Origin of the sequence: Natrarchaeobius versutus (genome assembly GCF_041205745.1) — an archaeon.
GTDB classification, from domain to species: Archaea; Halobacteriota; Halobacteria; order Halobacteriales; family Natrialbaceae; genus Natrarchaeobius; species Natrarchaeobius versutus.
In genome coordinates, this window is sequence record NZ_JBGFCC010000013.1 from 102,120 (window position 1) to 126,467 (window position 24,348).

At 64.1% G+C, this 24,348-nt stretch carries 23 protein-coding genes and 1 tRNA gene; 12 read left to right on the forward strand and 12 right to left on the reverse strand.

Annotated elements, in window-relative coordinates; all coding sequences use genetic code 11:
- The first annotated feature begins 28 nt into the window (after positions 1 to 28).
- A complete protein-coding gene (locus tag AB7C87_RS22955; RefSeq protein ID WP_369731857.1) occupies positions 29 to 574 on the forward strand; it encodes a CDP-2,3-bis-(O-geranylgeranyl)-sn-glycerol synthase in 546 nt (181 codons plus the stop codon).
- Positions 575 to 628: 54 nt separating this feature from the next.
- Here AB7C87_RS22955 and AB7C87_RS22960 read toward each other — a convergent pair whose 3' ends face one another.
- Entirely contained in the window at positions 629 to 1,102 is a 474-nt protein-coding gene (locus AB7C87_RS22960; RefSeq protein ID WP_369731858.1) for a hypothetical protein, read from the reverse strand.
- A 157-nt stretch (positions 1,103 to 1,259) separates the two neighbouring features.
- Between AB7C87_RS22960 and AB7C87_RS22965 the strand changes: the two genes are divergently transcribed.
- Entirely contained in the window at positions 1,260 to 2,342 is a 1,083-nt protein-coding gene (locus AB7C87_RS22965) for an alpha/beta fold hydrolase (protein ID WP_369731859.1), read from the forward strand.
- A gap of 19 nt (positions 2,343 to 2,361) precedes the next feature.
- Here AB7C87_RS22965 and AB7C87_RS22970 read toward each other — a convergent pair whose 3' ends face one another.
- Positions 2,362 to 4,449 carry a beta-glucosidase family protein gene (locus AB7C87_RS22970; protein WP_369731860.1) on the reverse strand — a complete coding sequence of 696 codons (2,088 nt, stop codon included), beginning with the start codon at positions 4,447 to 4,449 and terminating at the stop codon, positions 2,362 to 2,364.
- Between the two features lie 241 nt (positions 4,450 to 4,690).
- Positions 4,691 to 5,530, reverse strand: coding sequence for a diphthine synthase (gene dph5 / locus AB7C87_RS22975; RefSeq protein ID WP_369731861.1), 840 nt, complete (start codon positions 5,528 to 5,530; stop codon positions 4,691 to 4,693).
- 204 nt (positions 5,531 to 5,734) lie between these two features.
- Between dph5 and AB7C87_RS22980 the strand changes: the two genes are divergently transcribed.
- The 4 genes from AB7C87_RS22980 to AB7C87_RS22995 all read left to right on the forward strand — a co-directional run bounded on the left by AB7C87_RS22980 (position 5,735) and on the right by AB7C87_RS22995 (position 9,289).
- Complete coding sequence (locus AB7C87_RS22980; protein WP_369731862.1) at positions 5,735 to 6,421, forward strand: metal-dependent transcriptional regulator; 687 nt, start codon at positions 5,735 to 5,737, stop codon at positions 6,419 to 6,421.
- 63 nt (positions 6,422 to 6,484) lie between these two features.
- On the forward strand, positions 6,485 to 7,480 hold the full coding sequence (locus tag AB7C87_RS22985) for a metal ABC transporter substrate-binding protein (protein WP_369731883.1): 996 nt from the start codon (positions 6,485 to 6,487) through the stop codon (positions 7,478 to 7,480).
- A gap of 70 nt (positions 7,481 to 7,550) precedes the next feature.
- Positions 7,551 to 8,303 (forward strand): metal ABC transporter ATP-binding protein, encoded by a 753-nt coding sequence (locus AB7C87_RS22990; protein ID WP_369731863.1) that lies wholly within the window; start codon positions 7,551 to 7,553, stop codon positions 8,301 to 8,303.
- Positions 8,304 to 8,305: 2 nt separating this feature from the next.
- A complete protein-coding gene (locus tag AB7C87_RS22995) occupies positions 8,306 to 9,289 on the forward strand; it encodes a metal ABC transporter permease (RefSeq protein ID WP_369731864.1) in 984 nt (327 codons plus the stop codon).
- 603 nt (positions 9,290 to 9,892) lie between these two features.
- Here AB7C87_RS22995 and AB7C87_RS23000 read toward each other — a convergent pair.
- Both AB7C87_RS23000 and AB7C87_RS23005 read right to left on the reverse strand, forming a co-directional pair.
- Entirely contained in the window at positions 9,893 to 10,291 is a 399-nt protein-coding gene (locus AB7C87_RS23000) for a RidA family protein (RefSeq protein ID WP_369731865.1), read from the reverse strand.
- A 34-nt stretch (positions 10,292 to 10,325) separates the two neighbouring features.
- A complete protein-coding gene (locus tag AB7C87_RS23005) occupies positions 10,326 to 10,745 on the reverse strand; it encodes a Rieske (2Fe-2S) protein (RefSeq protein WP_369731866.1) in 420 nt (139 codons plus the stop codon).
- Positions 10,746 to 10,888: 143 nt separating this feature from the next.
- Here AB7C87_RS23005 and AB7C87_RS23010 point away from each other — a divergent pair, with 143 nt between their 5' ends.
- The 3 genes from AB7C87_RS23010 (at position 10,889) to AB7C87_RS23020 (ending at position 13,437) form a co-directional block, all read left to right on the forward strand.
- Complete coding sequence (locus tag AB7C87_RS23010) at positions 10,889 to 11,872, forward strand: class I SAM-dependent methyltransferase (protein ID WP_369731867.1); 984 nt, start codon at positions 10,889 to 10,891, stop codon at positions 11,870 to 11,872.
- Positions 11,873 to 11,996: 124 nt separating this feature from the next.
- Positions 11,997 to 12,070, forward strand: a tRNA-Thr gene (locus AB7C87_RS23015).
- A gap of 596 nt (positions 12,071 to 12,666) precedes the next feature.
- The gene (locus AB7C87_RS23020) at positions 12,667 to 13,437 is read left to right on the forward strand and encodes a CatB-related O-acetyltransferase (protein WP_369731868.1); all 771 of its coding nucleotides are present in this window, start codon (positions 12,667 to 12,669) and stop codon (positions 13,435 to 13,437) included.
- A gap of 66 nt (positions 13,438 to 13,503) precedes the next feature.
- Here the strand turns inward: AB7C87_RS23020 and AB7C87_RS23025 are convergent, their stop codons facing one another.
- The 3 genes from AB7C87_RS23025 to AB7C87_RS23035 are packed head-to-tail and all read right to left on the reverse strand — an operon-like array spanning position 13,504 to position 15,499.
- A complete protein-coding gene (locus AB7C87_RS23025) occupies positions 13,504 to 14,208 on the reverse strand; it encodes an energy-coupling factor transporter transmembrane component T family protein (RefSeq protein ID WP_369731869.1) in 705 nt (234 codons plus the stop codon).
- A complete protein-coding gene (locus AB7C87_RS23030; RefSeq protein ID WP_369731870.1) occupies positions 14,208 to 14,906 on the reverse strand; it encodes an energy-coupling factor ABC transporter ATP-binding protein in 699 nt (232 codons plus the stop codon). The genes AB7C87_RS23025 and AB7C87_RS23030 overlap by 1 nt, the downstream gene beginning before the upstream one ends.
- An 8-nt stretch (positions 14,907 to 14,914) precedes the next feature.
- On the reverse strand, positions 14,915 to 15,499 hold the full coding sequence (locus AB7C87_RS23035) for a biotin transporter BioY (protein ID WP_369731871.1): 585 nt from the start codon (positions 15,497 to 15,499) through the stop codon (positions 14,915 to 14,917).
- A gap of 704 nt (positions 15,500 to 16,203) precedes the next feature.
- On the opposite strand from AB7C87_RS23035, the gene AB7C87_RS23040 reads away from it, so the two are divergent.
- Positions 16,204 to 20,616, forward strand: coding sequence for a DUF7282 domain-containing protein (locus AB7C87_RS23040; RefSeq protein WP_369731872.1), 4,413 nt, complete (start codon positions 16,204 to 16,206; stop codon positions 20,614 to 20,616).
- A gap of 132 nt (positions 20,617 to 20,748) precedes the next feature.
- On the opposite strand, the gene AB7C87_RS23045 is transcribed toward AB7C87_RS23040, so the two are convergent.
- Positions 20,749 to 21,036 carry a DUF7545 family protein gene (locus AB7C87_RS23045; RefSeq protein WP_369731873.1) on the reverse strand — a complete coding sequence of 96 codons (288 nt, stop codon included), beginning with the start codon at positions 21,034 to 21,036 and terminating at the stop codon, positions 20,749 to 20,751.
- A gap of 112 nt (positions 21,037 to 21,148) precedes the next feature.
- Here AB7C87_RS23045 and AB7C87_RS23050 point away from each other — a divergent pair, with 112 nt between their 5' ends.
- Positions 21,149 to 21,292, forward strand: a complete 144-nt coding sequence (locus tag AB7C87_RS23050; protein WP_369731874.1) for a DUF7557 family protein — start codon at positions 21,149 to 21,151, stop codon at positions 21,290 to 21,292.
- A 109-nt stretch (positions 21,293 to 21,401) separates the two neighbouring features.
- Here AB7C87_RS23050 and AB7C87_RS23055 read toward each other — a convergent pair whose 3' ends face one another.
- The gene (locus AB7C87_RS23055) at positions 21,402 to 21,851 is read right to left on the reverse strand and encodes a DUF5799 family protein (protein ID WP_369731875.1); all 450 of its coding nucleotides are present in this window, start codon (positions 21,849 to 21,851) and stop codon (positions 21,402 to 21,404) included.
- Between the two features lie 126 nt (positions 21,852 to 21,977).
- On the opposite strand from AB7C87_RS23055, the gene AB7C87_RS23060 reads away from it, so the two are divergent.
- Complete coding sequence (locus AB7C87_RS23060) at positions 21,978 to 22,796, forward strand: hypothetical protein (RefSeq protein WP_369731876.1); 819 nt, start codon at positions 21,978 to 21,980, stop codon at positions 22,794 to 22,796.
- 153 nt (positions 22,797 to 22,949) lie between these two features.
- On the opposite strand, the gene AB7C87_RS23065 is transcribed toward AB7C87_RS23060, so the two are convergent.
- The gene (locus tag AB7C87_RS23065; protein ID WP_369731877.1) at positions 22,950 to 23,450 is read right to left on the reverse strand and encodes a gamma carbonic anhydrase family protein; all 501 of its coding nucleotides are present in this window, start codon (positions 23,448 to 23,450) and stop codon (positions 22,950 to 22,952) included.
- Positions 23,451 to 23,633: 183 nt separating this feature from the next.
- A complete protein-coding gene (locus AB7C87_RS23070; RefSeq protein ID WP_369731878.1) occupies positions 23,634 to 24,053 on the reverse strand; it encodes a hypothetical protein in 420 nt (139 codons plus the stop codon).
- Positions 24,054 to 24,348 lie beyond the last annotated feature (295 nt).

Consider the following 24,348-nt stretch of genomic DNA (forward strand, 5'->3'; position numbering starts at 1 on the left):
TAAGATGCGGCGGTTCGTCCCGCCGAACATGGCAGTACTCGAGACGGTCGTAATCGCGTTCTGGGCGATGTTGCCCGCCTACGTTCCCAACAACGCCGCCGTCCTCGCCGGCGGCGGCCGTCCGATCGACGGCGGCCGGACCTGGGGTGACAAACGCGTCCTCGGCGACGGGAAATCCTGGCGCGGAACGGCGGCGGGGATTCTCGCGGGGGTCGCGCTCGCGGCCGTCCTGACGTTTTTCGCGCCGGCAGTCAGTGACGCTACCGGGTTCGACGTTCCGGGGTTCGTCCCCGGTGCGGCGGTCGGTCTCGCCGCGGGGGCGATGCTCGGCGACATCCTCGCGTCGTTTCTCAAGCGCCGGACCGGCCGCCAGCGCGGTGCGATGTTCCCCGGCCTCGACCAGTTGGATTTCGTCGTCGTCTCGCTTCCGCTGACTGCCCTGCTCGCCACCGAGTGGTTCCTCGAGGTCTTTACGCTCGGCGTGATCCTCGTCGTCGTCGTCCTGACGCCAATTTTGCACGTGACGACGAACGTGATCGCGTACAAACTCGGGCTGAAGAACGAACCCTGGTGACGGCGATCGGATCGATTTCTCCGCCAGCGACGACCGGGACGTGTTCGGAGTGTCTCACCGTCTTGACTCCCTTCGCCACCCGAGGCCGTTGACCATCGCCATCACGCAACAGACGACGAAACAGAACCCGAGGATCACGAAGACGATCGGAAAGTATGGCTCGGATTCGGGGCCGTGTACCGTCCAGTGCATCGCCGCCGCCGCCACGCCCAGAACGGCGTAGTAGACGGCCGTCACTGCCGCGACGGGGACGTCGACGTAGGTGACGATCACCCGGTACACGTCGACGTCCGTGAGGACGTGGACGATCCCGGCGACCGCCGCCGCTATCGCGACGACGCCGAGCAGCGGGAAAGAGCCAAAGAATCCCAAAAAGCCGACGAGTATCCCGATGGCGGCGGCGTATCCGACGAGCGTCTCCGGGACGATCGACGGAACCGGGTACGCGGCCGAGGAGAGTAACACGGTCCCCGTCGCGATCGCGTTCGTCCAGGCGAGAACCTCGTTCGATTCGTACGATTCGATCACGATCGCTTTTTCTACCGTTTCGGTCGGTATTATATACATATTTTTATCGAAGAATGGATCGATCTGCGATGAGGACACGGAAACGACGGGCCAACTGACGCGCCTCTCGGCCCGGACCGCCCGGACTGTTATCACACACTACGTGGTAGCGCCGGCCATGGCTCAGACTCGAGACGACACGCTCGCCGGGGTCAGCTCGCGAACGATCGAAACCGATCGCCTCGAGACGCACGTCCTCGAATCCGGCGACCCCAACGGCGAGGGGGAGACGGCTGTCTTCCTGCACGGAAACGTCTCCTCCTCGCGCTTTTTCGAGGATACCATCGCCGCTCTCTCGGACGATCACTACGCGATTGCACCGGACATGCGCGGCTACGGCGACTCCGAGACGAAGTCGGTCGATGCGACTGCGGGTCTCGACGAGTTCCGATGGGATCTTCGGGCGTTGTTCGCAACACTCGAGCCCCCAGAGCCCGTGACGCTCGTCGGCTGGTCGAACGGCGGCGGGGTCGCGATGCGCTATGCCATCGACCACCCCGCGGCCGTCGACTCGCTCGTGTTGATCAATCCCGTCTCGCCCTATGGCTTTGGCGGAACGAAAGATCTCGAGGGAACGCCCTGTTTCGAGGACTTCGCGGGCTCCGGCGGCGGCCTGGGGAACGAGACGTTCGTCTCCGGGCTCGCGAACCGCGACCGGAGTGAGGGCGGCGAGAACACGCCGCGGAAGATCCTCCGGACGTACTACGTCGGGCCGACTTACCGCTTCGACGAGGAACGCGAGGAGTCGTACCTCACGGGGATGCTCGATACGGCGACCGGCCAGGAGAACTATCCGGGGGACGCGGCTGTAAGCGAACACTGGCCCGGCGTCGCGCCCGGCGAAACCGGGGTGAACAACGCCGTCTCGCCGAAGTACTGCGATCTCGTCGACGTTACGTCGATCGATCCAGACGAGAAGCCGCCGATCACCTGGATCCGCGGGGGTTCGGATCAGATCGTCTCCAACGAGTCCCTGTTCGACCTCGGAACGCTCGGCCGGATGGGCCAACTCACTGACTGGCCCGGTGACGACGTCTTCCCGCCCCAGCCGATGGTGGACCAGACTCGCGCCGTCCTCGAGGAGTACGAAGACGCCGGCGGCGAGTTCGAGGAAGTCGTCTTCCCCAATACGGGCCACACGCCACACCTCGAGGTCCCCGGCGAGTTCCGGAATCGCCTCGAGGGCGTTCTGAACGGATGACGTGATCGGACGGCGCGGATCAAACCTCGACGTCGGTCCGGTACTCGAGGTCCCGCGACGAGCGACCGACGGCGACGGCGTTCGTTCCCTCGGCGACGGTCCAGCCGTCGTCTTCGTCGTAGTACGCGAAGTCGTCGGCCTCGAGCGAGACGGTCGCGGTCGTCGACTCGCCCGCCTCGAGGGTCACCGACTCGAATCCGGCGAGTTCGCGTTCGGGAGTGGGTACCGGCGCGGCCGATTTCTCGACGTAGACCTGGACGACCTCGGTTCCGGCTCGATCGCTCGCGTTGTGGAGGTCGACGGCGACCTCGACGCCGTCGTCTGTCTCCTCGACCGCTACGTCGTCGTACTCGACGGTCGCGTACGAGAGACCGTGACCGAACGGGAACAGCGCCTCGACGTCACGCTCGTCGAAGTAGCGGTAGCCGACGAAGACGCCCTCGTCGTAAGCGGCGACGCCGTCGACTCCCGGGAACGCCTCCTCGGACGCCGTCGGATAATCCGCCGCGGACCGGCCGAACGTCACCGGCAGCCGACCGCCGGGATCGGCGTCGCCGAACAGGACGTTTGCAAGCGCCTCGCCGTCGGCCTGACCGGGGTACCACGTCTCGAGGACGGCGTCGACCGACTCGAGCCACGGCATCTCGACTGGACCGCTGGTGCGGAGGGCGACGACGCTGTTCTCGGCGACGTCGGCCACCGCCGAGATCAACTCGTTTTGCTCGCCCGGGAGTGCGAGGTGATCCCGGTCCGTAAACTCCGTCGCATCGTCCTGGACGACGATCACGGCGCAGTCGGCGTCCGCGGCGACCGACGTGGCGTCGTCGATACGCGCGTCGTCCGTGTCGTCCGCGCCGTCCGTGTCGTCGCCGGGGTCGAAAAACGACGATTCCGAGATCCGTTCGACACCCCGTTCGAACGTGACGTCGGCTCGTGCCTCGAGCCCCTCGAGCGGGCTGGTTTCGGTAACCGGCGTGACCTCCGAGGAGCCGCCACCGCCGAGTTTGGCGGCGTCCGCGTTCGGACCGACGACGGCGATCGAGTCTGATGCAGAGAACGGAAGGACGTCGTCGTTTTTCAGCATGACCGTCCCCGCGATCGCGATCTCTCGAGCCAGCTTCCGGTGTTCGGCCGTATCGAGTTCCCCGTCTCGGTCGCCGTCGCCGAACCGGCCGATCTCGTCCACCACGGACAGCACGCGGGTGATTTTTTCGTCGATCACTGATCCGTCGACCGCCCCAGACTCGACGGCCTCGAGCAACGGTTCGCCGAAGTAAGCCGGCACCTCCGGCGGCGGCGGCAGTTCGCCCTCACCCGGGTCCGGGAGGTCCGCTTCGTCGAGGTCCTCGGGCACGAACTCCGCGAGTTCGACGCCGGGCATCTCGAGATCCAGTCCGGCCTCGGCGGCCTCGACGGTGCTGTATGTAGCCCACCAGTCGGAGAGAACGACTCCGTCGAACCCCCACTCGTTTTTGAGGACGTTCGTGAGGAGTCGTTCGTGTTCGCTCACGTGGGTTCCGTTGACTCGATTGTAAGCCGTCATCACCGAGTGAACGCCGGCTTCTTCGACCGCGGCCCTGAACGCGGGGAGGTATATCTCCCGGAGTGCCCGCTCGTCGACGTCGGCGCTGACGTCATAGCGGTTCGTCTCTTGATTGTTCGCGACGTAGTGTTTAACCGTCGCCGCGACGCCCGCCGATTGGATGCCGTCGATCGTGCCGACGGCGATCCGGGCGTTGAGGTGTGGGTCCTCGCTGTAGTACTCGAAGTTGCGGCCGCCGTGGGGCGTCCGGATCACGTTTACGCCCGGACCGAGCAACACGTCTTGGCCGTGTGCGGCGGTCTCACGGCCGAGTGCGACGCCGAACTCGCGGGCGAGGTTCGAGTCCCACGACGCGGCGAGCGAGATCGACGACGGGAACGCAGTCGCCTGCTCGCCCACTGCCCGCACTCCCAGCGGGCCGTCGACCAGTTTCAGCGGCGAGACCCCGACGCGGTCGTTTCCAGGGACGTATCCCGTCGCCGCGCCATCCGGATCGACGGCGCCGTGGACGAGTTCGATCTTCTCCTGGAGCGTGAGTTCGTCGACTCCGTCGTCCGCCCCCATCACTACCGACCCTCCTGTGTGCTCGCGCGTTCGCTCTCGAACTTCGACATAGCGATAGATCATTCTGTGAGACGGACGGACTTGCCGTTTCGGAATTCGTGTCGGCCTCGAGACGGGTTGCTGTCCCGATGTACTGGCACAACTCCTCTGGGTCGCGATTGTGCCGGAACTGACGGACAGCAGACGTCGCGTCGCTGGTCTGAGACGAAGTGGACGTGATCGGAAGCGACGATGTCGGCGGTCAGACTACGTCCAGTGTCCCCCGATCGGCGCCGGCGAGTTCGACCAGCGCGTCGGCCTCGAGGAGGTGACACTCGCCGGGGATCACGAGCAGGTGGAGCGGATCGCCGAACGATCTCTCGGCGAGTTCGGTCATCGTGGCAGCTTCGACGAGGGGGTCGGGACTACCTGCGCGTGCGACGACGACGCCGACGAGGTCGGGGTACTCCGCCGTGAGCAGATCCGCGCCCACGTCGGCGGTCATGTACTCGTCGCCCTCGGCGCGTTCGCGTCCCACGTTGTCCCCAGAACGCTTTGCGTTCTGACTGCTGGTTGGATCGTATCCCACCTTGATGTCGAGGTAGACGACCGTGTGGAGGCCGTCGGCGCGGTTGTCGTCGATCGTGTCGGTCACGCTCGCCGGCAGTCCGTCCGCGCCGTGGGCGTAGGGAAACGGGAGCGTCGTCGCCTTCCCGAACCGGTAGTTCTGGAGCCCGGTCAGCGAACTCGTCGCGGTCTGGGCGGTCACGCCGTGGATCACCCGCGTCTCGATCCCGCGGTCGTGGGCGCGAAGGCGCAGATCGACGTGCGTCGTCGAGATCATGGTATCGCCCGCGGTCAGGAAAGCCACGTGCTCGTCTTCGGCCGCCTCGAGTACGTCTTCCGGATGTTGCTCGACGCCGGCACGGTCGCGCACTTCGATCTCGATCCCGTGTGCGTCCTCGAGCGCCGAGACTGACGTCCCGATCAGTTTGCTAGTGTAAAACTCCGCGTACGCTCGGTCCGCATCTCGTAGGGCGTTCCGACCTTCGACGGTGATCGAGCGCTCGTCGTAGAGGCCGAGTCCGATGAACGTGAGCATACTCGCCGTAGTCGGTAGCGCGGTTATAAGATTACGTGTCGGTTCGGTCGGTTCGAACGACCACTGTTCGGGACCCGCGGCGACCGCGGAAATCGTTTCCGTACCGCGATATGCTGGAACTCTCACCGTTTCGTTGCCGTTTCCGAATCTCACAGAGCCGTATGTTAGCCAAAACAATATAAATTATTAGCTCTATCTAATACCATGGTGAGCACCGTCGTAGAGGATTATCTCAAGGCGATCTACGAGCTACAGACCGAATACAACGGCGCTCGAGTTCGCACCTCACAGATCGCGGACTACCTCGACGTCACCGCCCCCACGGCGACGAGTATGTTTTCGACGCTCGAATCACACGGGTTCGTCGAGTACGAGAAGTACAGCGGCGCGGTGTTGACGGCGGACGGCGAACAGATCGCGCTCCGTCTCGTCCGGAATCACCGGTTGCTCGAGGCGTACCTCACCGCCGAGTTCGGCTACCGGCTCCACGACGTCCACGAGGAGGCGGATCGACTGGAACACCACATCAGCGAACGACTCGCGGCGTGTCTGGCCGAAGAGCTCGGCGACCCCGCGACCGATCCACACGGTGCTCCGATCCCGACGTCGTCGCTCGACGTTCCCGAACGTCCGCAGGGAAATCGACTCTCCGCGTTCGACGAAGGCGAGACGGTGGTCGTACTCGAGGTCGACGACCGCGAGGACGAGGTACTCGAGTACCTCTCGAGTCGTCGAATCCTCCCCGAGACCGTGGTCTCGGTCGAATCGGTGACGTCGTTCGGAATGGTGACGGTGTCTCCGGTCGGCCGCGACGAGTCGGTTCCGCTCCCGGAGGACGTCGCCAGACTCGTTCGAGGGACGTCGGTGACTGACTCCGAACAAAGTAGTTAGACTAATCTAATCTAATTTGTTGTACCGTAAGGTACTTCATTTAGCTACGACAAAGGAGCCATGATGACAGACGAAATGAGCAATACGAAGCGGTATGGAATCACGAGGCGGAAGGCGTTGGCCGGTGCGAGCGGACTCGTCGCTGGCGTCGCCGGCTGTCTCGGTGACGATCCACAGGACGATTCGAACGGCAACGGAGCCGACGACGGGACAGACGACACCGACGGGAGCACTGGTGAGACGACGTACTCCGTCTCGACCGGATTTCTCGCCGTCTGGGATCTCACACGAAACGTCGCCGGCGATCAGATGGACGTCGTCGACCTCGTCCCCGTCGGCGAACACGGCCACGAGTTCGACCCCGGTCCGAGCGTCGTCTCGGACATCGAGGAGTCGGACGTCTTCATCTACCTCCGCGATTTCGCAAGCTGGCAGGACGACGCCGCCTCGGAACTCGAGTCCGACGACGACGTCCACGTGATCGAGGCCGCGGACGGAATCGAGTTCTTCGATAGCCCGGCGGAGGACAACGACGAGCACGTCTGGATGGATCCCGTCGAGTGCCAGAATATGGTCGACAACATCGCCGACGAACTCGCGGCGTTCGATCCGGACAACGCCGACGAGTACGAGGCAAACGCCGAGGCGTTCAACGACGAACTGCAGACGCTTCACGAGGAGTTCGAGGACATCGTCGACCGCGCGACCGTCGACCAATTAATCATCGGGACACACGACTCGTTCCAGTGGTGGCACCGGCGGTACGACCTCGATATCTACTCACCGGTCGGCACCTCGCCCGACGACGAGGCGTCGGCCCGGGACGTCGAGGAAATCGAGAGCGTCATGGAGGAGTACGATCTCGAGCACGTCCTCTACGACGTCGGCGAACCCGACAATCTGGCCGAATCCATCGCCGCCGAAACAGACGCCGAGGTGTTGCCGATCTCGCCCGTCGAGACCCAGCTCCCGGAGTACCACGAGCAAGACTGGGGCTACATCGAACACTACCACGAGGTGAACTTCCCGACGCTCGAGGAAGCCCTTCAGACAGAATGATTTAGCCCAGTCAAATAACGAGTGTAGTCCAAACAAAGATTAAACTATGTGCCTTCCATACTGATTACGTATGACTACTGCAATCGCTCTCGAAGACGTGAGTTTCGCGTACGACCACCAACCCGTCGTGAGTGACGTCTCCATCTCGATCGAGGAGGGGGAGTTTCTCGGATTGATCGGTCCGAATGGCTCGGGAAAAACGACGCTTCTGAAGATTATGCTCGGTCTACGGACGCCCGACACTGGATCAGTCGAACTCTTCGGGGAGTCGGCGTCGGAGTTCTCTGACGGTGCCCGTCTCGGCTACGTCTCCCAGCAATCCTCGGAGGCCGACTCGATGATGCCCATCACCGTTCGGGAGGTCGTCGAAATGGGGCGGTATCCACACGCCGGATTGCGCAGGCTGAGCGACGACGACCACGCCACCGTCGACGACTCGCTGGCGCGAGTCGATATCGACCACCTCGCGGACCGACGAATCAGCCAGCTCTCCGGTGGGCAAAAACAACGCGCGTACATCGCTCGAGCGCTCGCCTCCGAGGCCGATCTGCTCGCGCTCGACGAACCGACCGTCGGCGTCGACGCCGACTCTGTCGATCGGTTCTACGACCTGCTCGACGAGCTCAACGCGAACGGAATCACGGTCGTCCTGATCGAACACGATATCGGCGTCGTCGCCGACCACGCCGATACGATGGCGTGTCTCGACTGCGAACTGTACGAACACTGCGAGACCGAACAGTTCCTCGAGAGCGGCGTACTCGAGCAAGTGTACAGCTCGGCGCGGGTCGCCAGTTCGTGGGCGCCCGCGACGGGTGATTGACGATGGCCGTCGAGCACGCCGTCCGTCGTCTGCTCGGACGCGAGGAGTACGCCGTCCTCGGGGGTCTCGTCGTGATGATGTCCGTCTCTGCCGCATTCATCCTCACGGCGTTTCCGGTCATCTACGACGCCTTCTGGGGGAGTGCCTGTTCCGCCGTCGATACGTGGCTCGTCTGTAGCGGCTTTCTGCAACGAGGGTTCACCGCCGGGATTCTGATCGGTATCACCGCTCCGGTCGTCGGCGCGTACCTGGTCAACCGCCAGATGGCGCTGATCGGCGAGGCGCTCGCACACACGGCCTTCGGTGGCGTCGCGATCGGATTGTTCGTCGGGGCGGCCGCCCCTCAGTTCGACTATCCGCTGGTGTTCGCCCTGATCGTCGCGACGCTCGCGGCCCTTGCGATGCAGTACGTCGCCGTCAAGACCGACGGCTACGCCGACATTCCGATCGCGATCATGCTTACCGGCGGCTTCGCACTCGGGATCGCCGTCATCTCCTACGGCGTGACGTTTCACGCGACCGTCGAGAGCTACCTGTTCGGTGACATACTGTTCGTGCCCTTCGAGAACGTCCAGTTGATGGTCGCGCTGACGCTCGTCGTTGTCGGAACAGTCGCCCTCACGCACAAACAGTTACTGTTCATCACGTTCGATCGTGAGGCCGCGCGACTCGCACGGATCAACGTCGCGTTCTACGATACGTTGTTGATCGTCCTCACGGCGCTGGTCGTCGTCGCGGCGATGCAGGTCCTCGGGGCGATTCTCGTCGCCGGGATGCTCGTTATCCCCGTGGCGGCCGCGATGTTGCTCACAGACAGCTTCGATCACGGTCTCATTCTGTCGGTTCTGCTCGGACAGGCGGCCGTCTTCGGCGGTATCTTCCTTTCTTACTCGTGGGACATCGCGACCGGCGCGATGATAATCCTCGTCGCAATTGCCCTCTACGTCCTGGCACTCGTCCTCTCGGCCATCTTGACGGGAACGTAACACGTTCGGCCCCTCGAGACGTCTCATACGGTTTGCTGTAACGATTTACCGGTGCGACCGCAGGACGCAGGACGGGTCGCGGTCGCACCGGAAATGACTTACAGCAGACCGTATCAGGTCTGAACCTCTCTCGAGAGCGCTCACTCTCGCCACTCTGGTCACAATATTTAGATCAGTCTAAAGTATAGTTTAGATTAGACAATTTTAAGTATCGGTGTGTCGTAGCATCGACTGCGTCCCGGGGCGACCGGGACGTGGAATCGGTTCGTGTTCCCCCTCGGAACACTGCAAGCCCAGGTGAGTTCCTGCGAGACGGAACGGGAGCGTTCGTGGTCAGTCCACGCTCTCGTGTCATGCCAGGTAACTGCGAGCACCGATCGTCCACACACACCGAGCCGGCCGTCGGGCGTCGATCCCGAAGTGTGGATGCGACGACCGTCGATCGGACCCCCACCATCGACGGCGCGCAACCACAGACGCCCGCCGGCTTCGACACTCGCAGCCATCGAGACGAATCGGCGTGTGAGGAACGCAGTCCGCTGTCATCTTCTCGTTGCGCGACCCGATCGCGCCCGCTCGTTGCAAACGAATCGAACGACTCCGTTACTCACTGCCGTCGTCGACGATCGCCACCGCCTCGAGTTCGACCAGATGATCGGGATCGATCAGACGCTCGACCTCGACCATACTCGCCGCCGGGCGTACCTCCCCGAAGACCTCCCCGTGTGCCCGCCCGATCTCCTCCCAATTGTCGATATCCGTCACGTAGAGTCGGGTTCTGACGACGTCTTCGATCGTGGCTCCCGCTTCCTCGAGTGCCTCGCGAACGATCTCGAGTGCGCGCTCGGTCTGGCGGTACGGATCGCCGACGCCGACCACGTTCCCCTCGTCGTCGGTCGCGGTCGTTCCGGCGACGTGGACTTGCGATCCAGCGCGGACGGCCCGCGAGTAGCCGACTTTTGGTTCCCACTCGGTCCCGCTCGAGACGGTTCGTCGTTCCATGTGGCTACCAGTTAGCGGGCGAAGAAAAAGGCGCTCAAAACGAGAGGTGTGACGTGGAGGCGGGACCGTCGTCCTCGTCGTCCTCGTCGATGCCCCCGTCGTGGAGATACGTGACGTCGTCGTCGGTCAGATAGACTGCCTCGCCGTCGACCGTGACGTCGATGGACGGAAGCGTCGTCTCCGCCGCGTCGCCGTTGTCACAGTAGCCGGTACAGGAGTCGAACAGCGAGCCGTGTTTCGGACAGATGATTCGCCCTTCCCGGATCGCGGCGCCGTTGCCGGTGTCGAAGCGCTGGGATTCGTGCGTACAGCGGTTGACCCACGCTTCGACGCCGTCCTCGCAGGGAACGAGCAGTATCTCCTCGAGTTCGCCGTGACGGTCGCGAACCGTGAACAGCCACGATCCCTCGTCGTGGACCGTCTCGACCGCCGTCAGTCGCATTCGAATGCCCATATCCGTGGCTCACACCGGAACGCCGAAAGCGCTTCGCTCGCCTCGAGACACGGCCGAGTCGACGAACTTCCCTCACGACGGTGGCCGTCGATTCGACCCGACGAAAACGCAGGCGTTAGGACACTCCACCAGCGAGTACGGGTATGGAAGTTCCGTTCGTTCGCGTTCCCCGCGAACGCGGGGAGACGACGCGTCGAACGCTCGCGGAGGCGGACCTGATCGCCGACGGCTACGAGATCGAGGTCGAGTCGGGCGACCTCTACATCCCGGTCGTCGACCCCAACGCCGTCGCCGACGACCTCGAGGTGGTTATCCGAAGCGCCGTCGAGCGCGAGACGCAGACGACGCCCGCCGACATCCTCGGGTTCGATCCCTCCTACGAACGGCTGGGCCGGGCGGTGCTCGTCGACGAAGACGACGAGGAACGTGCGGCCGAGATCGCCGCGGCGGTCCTCGAGTCGGATCTCCCCGTCGAGACGGTGTTGAACAAGGCCTCGAAGATCAAAGGCGAAACGCGTGTGCGCGACTGGGAACTGCTCGCCGGCGAGAACACCGAGGTGGTCCACCGTGAGTACGGCTGTGAGTTCGGCCTCGACCTCGCCGCCGTCTATTTCTCCCCGCGACTCGCGACGGAGCGCCACCGCGTCGCCGGACAGGTTCGAGAAGACGAACGGGCGTTCGACATGTTCGCCGGCGTCGGCCCGTTCGTGATTCCGTTCGCGAAACGCGGCGCGACCTGCGTCGGGGTCGACGTCAACGGCGACGCCATCGAGTACCTCCGCGAGAACGCGAGCCGTAACGGGGTTGCCGACCGGGTGACCGCGGTCCACGACGACGTGCGAGCGATTGCACCCGAGTACGAAGGGTGGGCCGACCGCGTCGTGATGAACCTTCCCCACAGCGCCGACGAGTTTCTCGAGTCGGCCGTGACGATCGCGGGCGACGACTGCGTCGTCCACTACTACGACATCCAGCACGAAGACGATCCGTTCGGGCCGGGCGAACGCGCGATCCGCGAAGCGGCCGAACCGGAGTACGCCGTCACCGTCGAGACCCGACGAACGGTCCGATCGTACGCTCCTCACGAACTCAACGTCTGTCTCGATGTCCGACTCGAGCGGACGTGACCAGTTGTCTATCCGGGCTGCGCAATTCCCTCTCACAACCGGAACGATTCGCAACCCTTATGCCCGGTATCGAGCGTAGGAATGAGTACACTCGCTCCGAACCCGCAACCGGGTGCGGATGCGTGCCGGTGTAGCTCAGACTGGCAGAGCGAATCCTTCGTAAGGATTAGGTCGAGGGTTCAAATCCCTCCACCGGCTTACGTTTTGGCGAGCAAATTCGCGAGGCAAAACGACGTTCTGGAGGGATTTGAATCAGGGAGGAGCTTTGCTCCGACAGTGGTTCACAATTCTCTCCACTGGCTTTCTTCCGACGACCAATCTGGCGAGTCCGAAAAGGGGTCGTGAGAAACGGCATACGGGACGCTACGTCAACTCTCCGTCGGCGGAGTCAACTGGCCTCCTCGATCCAAAATGTTATTAGCAATCACCATAAACTATTGAACGCCCATCCAGGCGGTTCGTCTGGAGGCAGTTCCCCTGCCGTATGCCATTTCACCCCCCACCCCCCAGAATAGCCCGCGGCCGGGGAAACAGTCAACGAGGGATCTGTTCCCCCCTCGTACCGATCCCGTTTTCGGCGACGTTACGTTCGTCTCGTCTCCGTCACCCACCGATCGACGGGAATCGCCCGTGTGATCGAAACGGATGAATCGGCGCGTTCCGCGCCGGAACCCCCGTCTCGTGAGTCCGGTATAGGGTCGGCGTATCGATCGTTGACCGACACCCTACCTCGAGTATCCGAACCCTTTGATCAGTCGGCTTTCTCGAATGTTAACCCTGATTCGATGAACTATATGAAGTGGGATGTCAGAGACTGGAGTACAGTGACCCTCGGCACCGTCTTGGACCGATCGCTTTCGATCCTCGGCTATCCGTCCGTCGCGTCGGAACTCGTCGGTCGCTTCTCGGATTCGAGGACCCTCTCGATCCCACCGACGGCGCGGGTATCCAGGGGATGTCTGTTGCGGGGGGCGGTCGACCTCGGGCCACGAGCGAGGCTGAGTCGAGGTTGCGTGCTCAACGGCGACGTTCGCGTCGGCCGGGCGACGAACCTCGAGCCGAACTGCGATCTGGTCGGCGACGTCGCGCTCGGAAACTACTGTGCGATCGCCAGACGGTGTACCTTTCAGGAGACGAACCACGAGACCGGAAAGCCGGCGATGCAGATCCGTCTCTACGACGAATTACTCGAGAGCGATCTTCCGCCGACGTCTGCGGGCCCGATCAGGGTCGGAAGCGACGTCTGGATCGGAACGCGGGCGACGATTCTCTCGGGGGTGACGATCGGCGACGGGGCCATCGTCGGTGCCGGTGCGATCGTGACCGACGACGTCGAGCCGTACTCCGTCGTCGCCGGCGTTCCCGCCGAACGCATCAAGTGGCGGTTTCCTCGCGAGGTTCGAGAGCGACTACTCGATCTCGAGTGGTGGGAGTGGGACGAGGAGACAATTCGCGCGAACCGGGCGTTCTTCGAGCGCGAACTGCACGAGGCGGCCGACGTCCCGTCGAGCAGGTCGATCGGCGAGCGAGGGGAATCCGAGTTGCGCCCGTCGGTTTCACTGTAGTGACGTTCGGCCGTGTTTTTCTGTCGGCTTGTGGCCTATCGTTCGGTGAGAGCCCCGACGACACGATCAGACGAACGCGGACAGCGCGAGCACGAGCGCCAGGGCGAAGACGGGGAGGTCGATCATCGAGAGCGACAGCGGCGGGAGGGTTGGGTTCCAGGCGAAACACCGTGCCTGGAGGGCGAGGCTGAGGCGGTCTGCTCGGTCGAACGCCCGCGTCAGCGCCAACACGCCGACGAGGTGGATGCGCTCGACCGCGTTGCGTTCGGTTCCGAGCCGGGCCGCCATCGCCTCACGAATGGTCTTGAGGTCTCCCTGGAGGACGGGGAGGAACCTGAAGACGAGCGCGACGCCGACGCCGAGTATCTGTCCCGGTTTTCCGGGAATCGTCCGCTGTATCGCCGCTCGAGAGTGGCGAACGGGCGTCGATCTAACGTAGGCCGCGCTGACGAGCAGGATGAGGAAGACGCGGTAACTCGCCCGCCCGGAGGCGACGCCGCGCTCGACGTCGATCCAGGGCGGACCGAGCGTCGCCGCGGCGACCAGCGGTGCGATCGCCAGGATGACGAGTGCGAACCGGTAGGCGTAGAGCGTCTCGAGGGGTGGAACCCGCGTCGCGGCGAGGACGAGACCGGCGACGGCGGTGAGCGCGACCAACGCACGGGGGCTCGTGTGTGCGAGTGCGGTGGCGGCGAATCCGATCTGGAACGCGAGTTTCGATCGCGGATCGAGTCGGTGGGCGACCGTCTCGTCGGGTTCGTAGGTGAGCATTAGGGAACGCGAACTGGGACGTCCTCGAGTCGGTCACGCACCCGGTCTGGTGGTGCGTCGGCGACGATTCGACCGTCGTCCATCGCGATCACGCGATCCGCGAGGTCGAAAACGTCCCGGAGGTCGTGCGTGGCGAGGACGACGCCGGTGCCGTTGGCTGACAGCGACTCGAGGCGCCCGAGCACCGATCGGCGGGCGGGATCGTCGAGACCGGTAAACGGCTCGTCGAGAACGAGGTGGGTCGGCTCCATCGCGAGCGCGCCGGCGATCGCCACGCGGGCCTGTTCGCCGCCGGAGAGTGCGGCGATTCGTTCGTCGTCGCGTCCGGCCATGTTCACGGCCTCGAGCGACGTGGCGACCCGGCGATCGATCTCCTCGCGCGGGAGGCCGAGGTTCTCGGGGCCGAAGGCGACGTCCGCCCCGATCGTCGCGGCGACGAACTGATCGCGAGGGTGTTGAAACACCATCCCGATGCTCGAGCGAGCGGCGATCAGGTCGTCACAGACCGGGCGGTCGTCGACGAGAACCGTTCCCTCGTCCGGCGAGAGCAAGCCGTTGGAGTGGCGTAACAGCGTCGTCTTTCCGCTGCCGTTGGCGCCGGCCAGCACGACGAACTGGCCGTCGTCGATCACCAGGGAGAGCTCTTCGAGAACCGGAACGTCCTCGAAGGCGTACGAGACGGATCGAAACTCGATCATCGGCGGAGTTATCGGATCTGCGTGATCCGTTTGCCCTTGACGATCGCGATCGCGGCGACGATCTTGAGTATCTCTCCCGGAACGAACGGGAGCACGCCGAGGGCAATCGCCTCCCCGAGTTCGAGTTCGAGGAGCCAGGCCATGTAGCCGGCGCCGGTTCCGTAGACGAGGATCGTTCCGGCGATCAGGCTCCCGAGGAGGATCACTACCGGTTCGTCGGCGGGGTCACGGAGGTCGGTTCCGCGGTGGACGAGGAGACCGATCAGCCCAGCGGCGAGTGCGTACCCCCAGAGGTAGCCACCGGTTTCACCGACGAGAACACCGAATCCGCCCGTCATTCCGGAGAAGACCGGGAGTCCGATCGCCCCCGCGACGAGATAGAGGAGTATCGAGACGGTCCCCCAGACGGGGCCGAGGTACAGCCCCGCCAGGAAGACGAACAGGACTTGGAGGGTAATCGGTATCGGCGAGAACGGGAGCGGAATGGTGACGAACGCGGTCGCTCCCAGCAACGCCGCAAGTATCGCGGCGCGAGCGAACGATTTGACGACGTCGTCGGCGACGGGATCGACCGACTCTCGGTGGGTTTCCATACGCACCCTCTCCCGTAAACCAGAATTAAAACTTCGGTTTACGGCCGTCGGCACCCGACCGAGATCTTCGACCGAGAATCGTTCGAAATCGCGTGTTCCTCTCCGGGACAGTGACGTTCAATCGAGGTGACGTGTTCGCCAAAGGGCGGCCAACGTTGCGAGAGTCGTGGAGATTGCTGTCCCAAGTTTGCGGTGAAAAGACCGGCAGGTCAGGGGTTTCGTCGGCGGTGACGTCGGTTTTGCCGTCGGTGACGGACGGCGGATCCGCGCGGGCGAACGAAACGGTGCTCGCGGAGGCGGGGAGTAACGTTCGATTGTCTCACGCGAGCAACTGGAACGACCGGGGCGTTTATGCTCGGATTCGATCCGCTCACGTGAGACGGATGTACTTCGGCAGTCTGCGGTTCGAAACGAGGGGGAATAGAACGACGGGATCGACTCGACGGGGTGACTTCGGTGGTGCGAGCCGATCACGTCTGCGAGAGGACACCGCTCACCGTCCAGTCTCGATCCCGACTGGACGACGAACAGTCTCGATCCCGACTGGACGACGAACAGTCTCGATCCCGACTGGACGACGAACAGTCTCGATCCCGACTGGACGACGAACAGTCTCGATCCCGACTGGACGACGAATCGAGGAACCCGCGGCGAGCGTCGTCCGCGCGGCGATCGTTTTTCGCGACGGCTCGGAGGGTTCGTAGATGCGCGTTCGTTCGGGAGTCGCCGTCGTCGCGGTTGCACTCTTGATGACGACGAGCGTCGTCGCGTTGCCGTTACTCGGCGGCGGACTCGGCGGCGTTCTCGAGTCGGATTCAACGGAGGGGGCCGCGTCGGGCGGAACCGGTGCCGGCCTCATGACGGCGGCTGAGACGGGCGCAACGAACGGCGGTGACGTCGACCTCGTCTCGATGGCGGGCCTCGAGACCGAATCGGCGGCCGACGTCGAGTCCGGATCGGTGGCCGACTCCTCGGGCCAGCAGGTCTCCCTCGAGGGGAGTCAGGAACGCGAAGACGCCGTCGAGGATGGCGTCGACGAGGGGATCGAACTCGCTCAGTCACAGGGCGTCGAGGTGAGCCAGGAACAGCGAACGGCCGCCCTCGAGGGCGCGAGCGAGGCCGTCGTCCAACATCAAGATGCAGACGTCGAACAGGTCCAGCAGGCGACCGCGGGCGCGGTCCACGGCTCGCTGATGCAGGCCCAAGAGGCGGAAGTCGACCAGATACAGTCCGCGGTCGGCGGGGCGGCCGGCGGCGCGCTCTCGCAGTATCAGACGGTCGAGGCGAGCCAGATGCAGAGTGCGTCCTGGGGGGCGGCCCACGGAGCGCTCGCCCAGCAACAGCGCGTGACCGTCGAACAGATCCAGGTCGCGACGTTCGGTGCCGCGGCGGGTGCATCCAGCGAAGCCGGCGAGAAGGAAATCGACCGAGGGCCGAAGATCCAGGAGGCGGCCCAGGGAGCGGCCTACGGCGTTCTCGATCAGTACCAGCGGATCACCGTCGAACAGCGCCAGCAGATCACCCTCGAGCACGTCCAGCACGCGGCCGCCGGCGCGTCGGCCGGTGCGCTCGAGGGCGCAAGCGAGGTGGTCCTCGAGCAAGAGCTGGGTCTCGAGGTCGAACAGCACCAGCGAGTCGACATCAAGCAGGTCCAGAAGGCGGCGACTGGTGCGGCGAAGGGTGCGCTCGTCCAGAAACAGGAGGTGACTGTCGAACAGACCCAGTCCGCCGCACGTGGGGCGGGTAAAGGCGCGTTGAAACAGGTCCAATCCGTCCGAATCGAACAGGTTCAGCGGATCTCGATCACGATGATACAGGAAGCGTCCTTCGGCGCGGCGAAGGGGGCGATCGAGGGGAGCCAGGAGGCGACCGTCGAACAGATTCAGGCGGCCGCAGACGGCGCCGCAGGAGGGACGCTCGTCCAGCACCAGGAGGTGTCGATCACGCAGATCCAACACGCCGCGGTCGGGGCGTCGAAGGGCGCGATCGACTCGGCGATCCAGTACCAGGTCGTCGATGTCGAGCAGATCCAGGCCGCCGCCCGCGGGGCCGGCGAGGGAGCGGTACTCCAGACGCAGGTCGTCGACGTCACGCAGGTCCAGTACCTCGCCACCGGTGCCTCGAGCGGCGCGCTCGTCCAACACCAGGAGGCGTCGGTCACGCAGATCCAGATCGGTGCACAGAGTGCGGCCCAGGAGACGGCGCGCGCGATTCAGTATCAGCGAATTAGCGTCACGCAACTGCAGGTGCTGACACAAGAGACGGCATCCGACGCGACCGCCTACGCGGTGGCCGAGGACACCGACGACGAAGCGCAACTCGTCCAGTTCGTCGAGGTCGAGGTCGTCCAGAAGATCGAAGAGATCGACGAACTCGAGGGGACAGCGACGATCACGTTCGCCGACCAGGACTCAGACGGCGAGCGCGTCGTCATCGACGACGTCGATCTCTCGGAGGGCGGATTCGTCGCGATCTACGACGGGATGGACGTCGACGCGGATCCCGACGGCGTCGTCGGCGTCTCGGACTATCTCGAGCCCGGCGAATACGAAGACCTCGAAATCGCCCTCGACGACCCGCTGACCGAAAGCGGGCCGTTGGTAGCGGTCGTCCACCACGACACCACGGGCGACGAGACGTTCCAGTACGCCGAGACCGACGGTGAGGAAGACGAGCCGTACGTCGCCGACGGCGGCGGACCGGTGCTCGACGCGGCGTTCGTGACGGTCGAGGAGCCGACGGAGCCCGAGGCGACCCTCTCGGTGAGCGATCAGGAGGGTGACGGCGAGACGCTCGTCGTCGACGAGGCGAACGCGTCGGTCGAGTACGTCGTTACAGCCGAGTACGACGGCGAACGGGTCGACAGCGACCCCTTCGAGGCGGGCGAGGCCGCCGACTCGCTCGAACTCGATCTCGAGCCGACGCTCGAGGAGAACGCGACCGTCGACGTCTCGGTGCGGGCGCTCGCGGACGACGACGAGTTGGCGAACGAGTCGATCGAGTACACGGTCGTCGACGCGCCGCCGGACGACCCCGAGTCGACCCTCTCGGTGAGCGACCAGGAGGGTGACGGCGAGTCGGTCGTCGTCGAGGAGGCGAGCGCTGACGTTCGGTTTGCCATCGTCGTCACCGACGAGGACGGCGAGCAACGCGGTGAAACCGTCCCGTTCGACGCCGGCGAGACGGTCGAAAACGAAAGCATCGGGATCGACCCACCGCTCGAAGACGACGAGACGCTCGAGGTAGCGCTCGTGTCGCTGGACGACGTCGACGAAGCGAACGGTGAATCGGCGGACGACGGCGACGACGACGATGGATCCCCCGACGACGGTGAGGATGGTGCCCAGGAATCGATCGGCGGAGACGTTCTCGAGACGCTCTCCGTCGACGGTGGCGAGGACGAGTCGACCGTTCTCGAGACCGTCGACGTAGACGACGCGCCGGTCATCGAGGCGGAGTCGATCGAGTACACCGTCGTGGACGTCCCGGCCGAGTACGACGTCGAATTTGTCGACTGTCAGCGCGCGGAGATAACCGGGACGTTCGAGGACGGCGAGACGGTGATCGTCGCGACCGGCTTCTACGAGTCGAGTGGGTTCGGAAACACGATGGGCGAGTACGCGATCACCGTCGGCGACGACGTCGAGGCGCCCCTCGAGGGAACGATCGTCTTCGAAATCGGCGAGGTGTTCGCGGTCTCAGAGACGGACGATGGGGCGACGGTCGAGGTGCCACCGGGCGAGTTCGGCGCGGCCATCACGGGAATCAGTTCGCCGGAGGCGATCCCCGGCGAGATCGACCACCCGAACCCGGACGCCGCGGATTGTCTCGAGGAGGTCCGACCCGCGTTACCCGACCTCGACGTCGCCGAAACGACCTCGACCGATGAGGGGATCGACGTGACGTTCACCTACGAGAACCCAAACGACGCGGAGTTGATCGTCGACAGCGAGTTCCTCGAGGGGACGACCGTCGACGAGCCGATCGACGCACTCTCGGCCGACGGCGGCGAGTTCACCGTCGAGTGGACGCCGGAAGACGACGACGAACGGCTCGTCTGGCGGGCTGGCATGGGCCATTACGACTACGACGAGGACGAGTGGCCCACCGCCGAAACGGAGACCGCCGGCGAGATCGACCCCGGCGAACCGTTCTTCGGCGTCTCTATTTCCGAGACGAACTCGCCCGTCGAGGTGGGTGAGACCCTCGAGGTCCTCGCCGAAATCGAAAACGGCGGCGACGCGGACGATACCCAGGAGATCGAACTGTCGATCGACGACGATCTCGTCGACGCTGTGACTGTCGATCTCGAACCCGGCGAGGCGGCGACGGTCGACCTCGAGTACGAGACCGAGGGCGTCGCACCCGGCGAGTACACGGCCGCGGTCTCGAGCGAGGACGAGACCGCCGAGACCACCGTGACGATCGAAGAGCCTGAGGAGCCGGCCGAGTTCGTCGTCACCGATCTGTCCGCACCCGACACCGGAGAAGCTGGCGAGGTGATCGAGGTGAGGGCTTCGATCGCCAACGAAGGCGATCTCGAGGGAGCGGAGACGGCGACCTACGCGGTCGACGGACAGACGATCGCCGACCAGCCGGTCGAACTCGAGGGCGGCGAGTCGACGGACGTGACGTTCACGTCGACGCTTCCCGAAGGGGAGTCGACGCACACCGTCGCGATCGGTGACAGCGAACTCTCGGCGACCATTTCGGCCGAGGTACCGGCTACTGACGAGGACGTCGAGACCGAGGAGCCGGCCGATGGCGAACCAGCGGAGGATCCGATCGGTGATGATCCGTTCGACGACGAGCCGTTCGACGACGAACCGTTCGACGAGCCGAACGGTGACGAGGAACCCGAGCCCGACCCCGAGGCAGAGGGAGATTCACCGAACGGGGTCGAATCCGAACCCGACGGCGACCCCGAAACCGGAGCCGAAACTGGGGCGGGAGACGACGATGGAGTCGACGCGGGCGGCGATCTCGAGACGAACGGCGGCGAAGATTCGGACGGCGAGACCAATCTCGGTGACGATGGCGATGTAGACGACGAGGACACCGATATGGCCGCCGCCCTCCAAGGATCGATCGGCACAATCGTCGGTTCGTCGTCGTAGCTATCGTCGCGGAGACCGCCAGCGTTCGGTCGGAGACGCGTTCGACGACATCCTCAAAACCGAAGGTCGCGGTCTCGTCTGGCGGGGGACTCGAGCGGCGACGCGATCAGTGCTGGTGAAAACGGAGACGGCTCAGTGCTGGTGACCGGTTGCTTCGCCGAACGTGACGCCGAAGCGCTCTTCGAAGAGGTCCATCACGCGTGCCTCCTGGGCCTCTACGTCCTCGTCGGCGCCGTGGCCGTGGTGGACGAGGTGGTGGGCGCGACTGGCGAACGAGAGCAACACGACGTCGCCGACTGTCTCGGCGTCCGTCTGTTCACCTTCGGCGACGAGGTCGACGAGACCCGCTGGTATCGTGACTTCGTCGGCGTCGTCTTCGGATTCGATCGAGAACGTCACCGTCTCTACGTCGTCGGACATATCCCTACGGTCGGGAAGCGTGCGTAAAGATGCTGTGGCTTGCGGCGGCGACCGGATCGACCCTGAACGTTCAGGGAGTCGTGTTTTGTCCGCCGTCGCCGACCGGTCTCGTATGCCAAGCGTCGAACTCGAGGAAGAAACGATCGAGCACTTGGACGCGCTCAGGGTCGACGACGAGTCCTACGATGAACTGATCACCGAGCTGATCAACATCTACGAGGCCAGCGAGTACACGATGTTTCGGGCCGGCGACTGAGACGGTTTGCTGTACCGATTTTCCGGCTCAATCGCCGCCGTTCTGTCGGTGCTCCACTATCTCGGACCGACAGATCGGACGGCCAACCAGTCGCGGATCGCCTGTTCGATCACTCGCGGTCGGCGACCGACTCCCGGACGGAGTCCCAGCGCCCCTTCGACTCGAGGTGTGACTGGAGTTCGTCGGCGTACTCCTGGGTTAGCCGTTCGGCCGCTTCCAGTTGTTCTGCGTGATCGTTGCCGCCGCCCAGGCCGAGCGAGCCCTTGATCGAGTCGATGAACCCTCCAGAGGAACCGGATCCGGAGCCACCGGCGCCCGCCGCGCCCATCCGTGACTCGACGTTCTCGAGTTCGGGAATGATCTGATCGACTTTGTCGGTGTTTGCGACGATCCGCGCGCGGTCGGGATCGCCGGGATGTTCGATCTCGAACTCGGTCGCGGTCATGATCAGGCTCCACTGCTGATTCGAAAACTCCGAGCCCTGGATTCGAGCGGAGAACTCCTGATCGACCGTCATTCGTTCTCCGACGATCCGATCGGTCCACGACGATTCGCTCATGGCGAGCGATTGGATGGGTGACCGTATCAGGGTTTCCCCTCGTCGTGGCGGTGATCGGCCGTTTTTCTCGAAATTGACAGCAAGATATATTTTCTCTCCGAACTGTTTGTCTGTGGGGAGTGGATCATGGACCAAGACGCCGAGGCGGCAGTCGACCGAGAACCGTCAGCGGAGGCCGCTCAGCCAGGGAATCTGTACTACGCTCGAATCTACTTCGACGCGGAGGAGACGTACGACGATGGGAAACGACGGCTGTTTCGCGAACTCGGAAACGCCCTCGACGTTCGAGACAGTTTCCCACCCCTCGCGGAAGCCGATCCGTCGACCTCGGTCGTCGAACTGGCCTTCGAGACGACCGTCCCCGCCTCGGCGATCGTCGGCGCACTCGATCACGAGTTTATCCGCGCCATCGATTACTGGAACATCGACACCGGCGCTACTGGCCGGTCTGATAGGGCGGTTCAGACCGAATTCCCGGTCGACGCACTTCTCGCGGAACTCGAGTCGGGAACCGAGTCACGAGCCGGTTCGACACCTCGAGAATCGGTGGATTCTACTCGGCCCGGCGGTCGTACCGATCCCCAGATCGAACGGGCCAGATCCCGGATACACAGCCTCGAGGCGGCTATCGAGGCCCTCGAGGAGCGTCTCGGCGAAGAACAGACGGCGCGATACGTCCTCGAGGAGATGCGTATCGACGTCGACGAGGCGCGCACCGAGTTGTCCCCCACACCCGATGGCGGAGTCGACTCCCGGAGCCACCGTGACGACGGCGAACCCGTCGAGGGATCCTCGGCGGATCTTCGACGCACGGTCGAGGACCTCGAGGGACGTCTCGAGACGGTCGAAGCGGAACTCGAACAACAGCGCGAGTGGCGGCGTCGCCTCTCGCGGGTGATCGCCGGTGCGAGCGGATCGGAAAGCGTACAGCCGGACCGACGGTAGCATCCGGTTATGGACCGACGGAAGCATTCGGCTCTGGGCCGGTGGAAACACTCCTCCGGAGATCGTCGAAACCGACCGTCAACAGAACGCTGAACTGGTGAGCGGCGGCCGCCACGGTGTGTTCGGCCGACGAGTGGGTGGGCCCCGTTTCACTCATTCGATCCGTTCGGAGGACCGGGCGTGTCTGTTCGCCAACTCGGCGTAGCGGTCGGCCGTCGCCTCGAGGCGCGGATCACCGACCTCGCCTTTCGCTTCGGCCGGCGCTCCGGCGACGAGCGTCCCGGGTGGAATCTCGGTTCCCTCGGTGACGACGCTGCCGGCCGCGACGACCGCGCCCTCGCCGACGTGTGACTCGTCGAGGACGACCGCGTTCATCCCGACCAGCGCGCCCTCGGCAACGGTCGCCGCGTGGACGATGGCGCTGTGGCCGACCGTCGTTTCGGCCTCGAGTTCGGCGTCTTCGTGTAACACCGCGTTGTCCTGGACGTTTGCGCGCTCCCCGACGACGATCGTCCCGTGATCGCCGCGAAGCGTGGTGTTCGGCCAGACGCTCGCCTCGTTTTCGATGACGACGTCGCCGATGACCACCGCCGTCTCGTCGACGTACGCCGAGTCGGCGACCCGCGGCTCCGTTCCTTCGAACGAACGTAACATACCCGTTTCTGGCTCGAGGACGGTCTTGAACGTATCCCTCGAGGCGAACCTCGGTGGCTTCCGTTTCCGTCCGCTCCGACGACGTACCACGTACTCTACACCGTTGTATTTCTGTTATCACTGTTCACAGCGTTCCGATTCGCGGACACTATTCTGATCATCGCGTGGTGGTGGATATCGCTATCACCCGGGAGGCTGGAGCCAACCGGTTACGGCGGCCCACAAAACGACGACGTTGAGGCCGATCGGCAACACCTTCGTGGCGCCGAAAAACCCCATCATCAGTCCGAGCGACAGGATGGCCCCACCTCCAGCCAGTATCCGCCACCAGCCGAATGGAACCCAGATCTCTACCACTGCAAGGGCGGCACAGAAAAAGAGGGTCGCCGCGATTATCGCGAGGAACAATCCGAGAAGCGGCAGGTCGGAAGACACCGTCAGCTGGCCCAACAGTCCGCTATCGCCATCGCTCCAAGGCCAGACCCACTTCAAGAGGCCGCCAAACTCTCGTTGGGCCTCCCTGTCCAGCGGAACGAGATACGACGCCGCAAAGTGGGCCTGTAGTATCAGAAGTGCTGAAAACAGCCACTTCACTATCGACATACCGTCTGTAGCCCATCGCGCGACAAAATCCTGTCTGGTCTGACACAACAGTGTCGTCGTAGTGGACAGATCACACAACGTCTAATTCACGCGATGTAGAACTGATGGCGTCACATCCACGGATTTACTCTCTACTCACTCGGTCTTGGTCTCTCGAACTTTGCTGAATCGAACGCGAGAATGTGGCAGGGTCTGTGAGGTGATCTGTGCAGTTTGTGATCGCTCACCTATGGAAATTCTGCTGGCTGAACAGACCACGTTTGCCATGATAATTCTTCGGGCGAGGACGAGCTGT

What these genes read in the sequence shown, in the direction of transcription:
- AB7C87_RS22955 (WP_369731857.1), top strand. Translation starts at nt 29, where the DNA reads ATGGCAGTACTCGAGACGGTCGTAATCGCGTTCTGGGCGATGTTGCCC.
- AB7C87_RS22965 (WP_369731859.1), top strand. Translation starts at nt 1,260, where the DNA reads ATGGCTCAGACTCGAGACGACACGCTCGCCGGGGTCAGCTCGCGAACG.
- AB7C87_RS22970 (WP_369731860.1), bottom strand. Translation starts at nt 4,449, where the DNA reads ATGGGGGCGGACGACGGAGTCGACGAACTCACGCTCCAGGAGAAGATC.
- dph5 (WP_369731861.1), bottom strand. Translation starts at nt 5,530, where the DNA reads ATGCTCACGTTCATCGGACTCGGCCTCTACGACGAGCGCTCGATCACC.
- AB7C87_RS22980 (WP_369731862.1), top strand. Translation starts at nt 5,735, where the DNA reads ATGGTGAGCACCGTCGTAGAGGATTATCTCAAGGCGATCTACGAGCTA.
- AB7C87_RS22985 (WP_369731883.1), top strand. Translation starts at nt 6,485, where the DNA reads ATGACAGACGAAATGAGCAATACGAAGCGGTATGGAATCACGAGGCGG.
- AB7C87_RS22990 (WP_369731863.1), top strand. Translation starts at nt 7,551, where the DNA reads ATGACTACTGCAATCGCTCTCGAAGACGTGAGTTTCGCGTACGACCAC.
- AB7C87_RS22995 (WP_369731864.1), top strand. Translation starts at nt 8,306, where the DNA reads ATGGCCGTCGAGCACGCCGTCCGTCGTCTGCTCGGACGCGAGGAGTAC.
- AB7C87_RS23000 (WP_369731865.1), bottom strand. Translation starts at nt 10,291, where the DNA reads ATGGAACGACGAACCGTCTCGAGCGGGACCGAGTGGGAACCAAAAGTC.
- AB7C87_RS23005 (WP_369731866.1), bottom strand. Translation starts at nt 10,745, where the DNA reads ATGGGCATTCGAATGCGACTGACGGCGGTCGAGACGGTCCACGACGAG.
- AB7C87_RS23010 (WP_369731867.1), top strand. Translation starts at nt 10,889, where the DNA reads ATGGAAGTTCCGTTCGTTCGCGTTCCCCGCGAACGCGGGGAGACGACG.
- AB7C87_RS23020 (WP_369731868.1), top strand. Translation starts at nt 12,667, where the DNA reads ATGAAGTGGGATGTCAGAGACTGGAGTACAGTGACCCTCGGCACCGTC.
- AB7C87_RS23025 (WP_369731869.1), bottom strand. Translation starts at nt 14,208, where the DNA reads ATGCTCACCTACGAACCCGACGAGACGGTCGCCCACCGACTCGATCCG.
- AB7C87_RS23030 (WP_369731870.1), bottom strand. Translation starts at nt 14,906, where the DNA reads ATGATCGAGTTTCGATCCGTCTCGTACGCCTTCGAGGACGTTCCGGTT.
- AB7C87_RS23035 (WP_369731871.1), bottom strand. Translation starts at nt 15,499, where the DNA reads ATGGAAACCCACCGAGAGTCGGTCGATCCCGTCGCCGACGACGTCGTC.
- AB7C87_RS23040 (WP_369731872.1), top strand. Translation starts at nt 16,204, where the DNA reads ATGCGCGTTCGTTCGGGAGTCGCCGTCGTCGCGGTTGCACTCTTGATG.
- AB7C87_RS23045 (WP_369731873.1), bottom strand. Translation starts at nt 21,036, where the DNA reads ATGTCCGACGACGTAGAGACGGTGACGTTCTCGATCGAATCCGAAGAC.
- AB7C87_RS23050 (WP_369731874.1), top strand. Translation starts at nt 21,149, where the DNA reads ATGCCAAGCGTCGAACTCGAGGAAGAAACGATCGAGCACTTGGACGCG.
- AB7C87_RS23055 (WP_369731875.1), bottom strand. Translation starts at nt 21,851, where the DNA reads ATGAGCGAATCGTCGTGGACCGATCGGATCGTCGGAGAACGAATGACG.
- AB7C87_RS23060 (WP_369731876.1), top strand. Translation starts at nt 21,978, where the DNA reads ATGGACCAAGACGCCGAGGCGGCAGTCGACCGAGAACCGTCAGCGGAG.
- AB7C87_RS23065 (WP_369731877.1), bottom strand. Translation starts at nt 23,450, where the DNA reads ATGTTACGTTCGTTCGAAGGAACGGAGCCGCGGGTCGCCGACTCGGCG.
- AB7C87_RS23070 (WP_369731878.1), bottom strand. Translation starts at nt 24,053, where the DNA reads ATGTCGATAGTGAAGTGGCTGTTTTCAGCACTTCTGATACTACAGGCC.